Source organism: Protofrankia sp. Cas4, from assembly GCF_963555915.1.
Taxonomy (GTDB): domain Bacteria; phylum Actinomycetota; class Actinomycetes; order Frankiales; family Frankiaceae; genus Protofrankia.
In genome coordinates, this window is the sequence record NZ_CAUVXL010000182.1 from 1 (window position 1) to 2604 (window position 2604).

4 protein-coding genes are annotated in these 2604 nt (G+C 59.4%); 2 read left to right on the forward strand and 2 right to left on the reverse strand.

The genetic code is table 11. The annotated features are described in order from the left end of the window. Positions 1-198: 198 nt before the first annotated feature. Entirely contained in the window at positions 199-861 is a 663-nt protein-coding gene (locus U9979_RS16700) for a DUF4157 domain-containing protein (RefSeq protein WP_322780117.1), read from the forward strand. A 112-nt stretch (positions 862-973) separates the two neighbouring features. After that, positions 974-1573, forward strand: coding sequence for a DUF4291 domain-containing protein (locus U9979_RS16705; protein ID WP_322780118.1), 600 nt, complete (start codon positions 974-976; stop codon positions 1571-1573). Position 1574: 1 nt separating this feature from the next. On the opposite strand, the gene U9979_RS16710 is transcribed toward U9979_RS16705, so the two are convergent. Both U9979_RS16710 and U9979_RS16715 read right to left on the reverse strand, forming a co-directional pair. Next, positions 1575-2021 (reverse strand): hypothetical protein, encoded by a 447-nt coding sequence (locus U9979_RS16710; protein WP_322780119.1) that lies wholly within the window; start codon positions 2019-2021, stop codon positions 1575-1577. 62 nt (positions 2022-2083) lie between these two features. Next, on the reverse strand, positions 2084-2604 hold a 521-nt coding region (locus U9979_RS16715), incomplete at its 5' end, for an RHS repeat-associated core domain-containing protein (protein WP_322780120.1).

The following is a 2604-nucleotide window of genomic DNA, read 5'->3' on the forward strand; positions in this document are numbered from 1 at the left end:
TTATAGCCACACGATCACAACCCTATACGCAGGGTAATATACTGTGACATAAGTGGAAACACGTGCCCTTTCGGGCAGGCTGCGATGCGCCGACGTTCGTCCCACGCAGGGTGATTTCCAGCTCGGGATGGTCCATAATCACACTGGTGCGACGGGTCCGAAGACCCAAGCCTGACGCGCACCCTTCGGAGGGCGACCGTGGAACACGACAACCTGGACAGCCCGATCGCCGCGGGAACCGCACGCCGGAACGAGGTCGGCCGAGCACCGGAAACTCCTCCCACGCACGACATCCTGCCGTCCATGGCCGGTAACGCCGCGTTCGCCAGACTCGTCCACGACAGCCAGGTGACCGGTGCGTTCCGCGGAACACAGAACCCGACCGCCGCCGGCCGTTCGGCACTGCTCCGCGCCACCCTGCGCTCCCAAGGAGCCGGACCACTCGACCCGGAAATCGCCGACACCATCCAGGCCCGCCGCGGTACAGGATCACCGTTGTCAGAGCCCGTACGCGCCGAGATGGAAGGCCACCTCGAAGCCGACCTGTCAGCGGTACGGGTCCACACCGACAGCACCGCCGCGACGTTGAATCGGGCCGTACAGGCCGAAGCATTCACCACCGGCACCGACGTCTTCTTCGCCCCAGGCCGATTCGACCCATCCTCCCCGACCGGCCGCGGCCTGCTCGCACACGAACTCACCCACGTGGTCCAACAATCCGCCGGCGCCGTCGGCCCCGGCGGCACCGTCAGCCACCCCGACGACCCCGCCGAACTAGAAGCCGCCGCCATCGGCGCACAGGTAGCCCGCCAGGCCACCCCCATACCCGACGAAGAAGAAGAACCCGCTCCCGCCACCTGATCCGATCCCGGACAACCAGGACCAATCCTGAAGACCCGGCTACGAACAGCCGGCTACCCACCCAGCTATCGACAAGATCAACACGAGTTCATGGTAAAGGAAATCTGCGCCCTTGCAGCAACGCGAAATCCGCGCACTTTTTACCGCGGAGACGATCCTAGTTTACCAGGCATACTCACCGGAGATCGCCGATCGGGCTCTCGGCGCAGGCACCTTCGTCGCCCCGTTCAAACGTGACCGAATGACCTGGATCAAACCTTCCTTCCGCTGGATGGGATATCGATCCGGTTGGGCCACGAAGACAAACCAAGACAAGGTTCTCGCCATCGAGATCACCCGCGATGGATTCCACTGGGCACTCGAACATTCTTGCCTCAGCCATTACGATCGGGATGTTCACCCGAGCCGTGCCGTCTGGATGGAACGAGTACATGAGACCCCTGTACGCATACAGTGGGATCCCGAACGCGACCTGTGCCATCAGCCTCTCGACCACCGAACAATCCAGATCGGGCTCGGCGGCAATGCTGTAGGACTTTACGTCAACGATTGGATTGTCAGTATCACCGACGTCACACAGACGATGCGGGCAATTGCAGACCATGTAAATGCTGGCCGTTTGAAGGACGCAGAAGTCATGCTTCCTGACGAACGTGTCTATTCGCTTCGAGCGGACCTCGCCGAGGCCATCGGAGCCACCCCGCGTGCATGAGTCACGCTGGCGACTGTACAGTAATTGTCTCACTCCCACTTGCACGTAGCAGCCAGTCCAATGCGCCAAGTGGTACCGGCATATCCATAACCTCGACATACACATCCAAGGTGTCCGCCTCGTCAAACTGCGCATCCCACCAGAACCACTGACGCCGGTCCGGCTCCAACCAGTAGAGCCAGTCTTCCAACGCCCACGCCTTGCGACGACGGACAGCTGCCTGCTCGTCCTCGGACAAGGTATGCAGCCATGCCAACCATTGTTCAGCCTGTTCGCTCGACATTTCCTTTGGACAGGCGGCCACGAACCATTCTGGCAGCAACTGGTGCCATTCGGCGATCGACGGCCATTCGTCCGACTGATGATCGATAACTGGGATGAGCACTTCGCGACAGCGCCTCAAAACGGTCAGGGCATCGCAGCGCGCCCGCACCAAAATTATCCCCATACCCGCAGATTCCTCACCAGCACATGGACCAGCCTTAAGATGACGTCGCTCGTCAGGGGGGTTCAATGGATTCTACCTCCTCCTGGAACTATCGCCTCTAAGAGACCGGAAAATAGGTTTGACCGCAATCCAAACTGATCATTTCCTTGATTTATGTCAACCCTGAAAGGCCTGTCCGGGAATTGCCTTGCCAAGTCCTCTGATACACTCGACTCACGAAGATCATCAAGATAAGATATTGGAACCTGGAATGACTTGAGTTTCGAGCCGGCGAATCTCGGATCTGCAAGCCGGCGCTGGAGGTACGATTGCGCCCGAGACTCATTGCCAAAATTAAGAAAAAGCGGACTTTTACCTAGAATTGTTACATTTCCATCCATACCAATATGCAGACGAACATTACCAGGAATCTTCAAGTCGGAATTCCTTGGACCTTCCACTCTAAATACACGGACGTACGGGGCGAGGCCGAGGGGGTCGAGCCATTCCAGGGGGTTGGGGACGTAGGTGTGGGGGTTGGGTGCGGGGGCCAGGCCGAGGGGGTCGGTGGATTCGTAGCGGGCGGTCTCGGGATCGTAGTAGC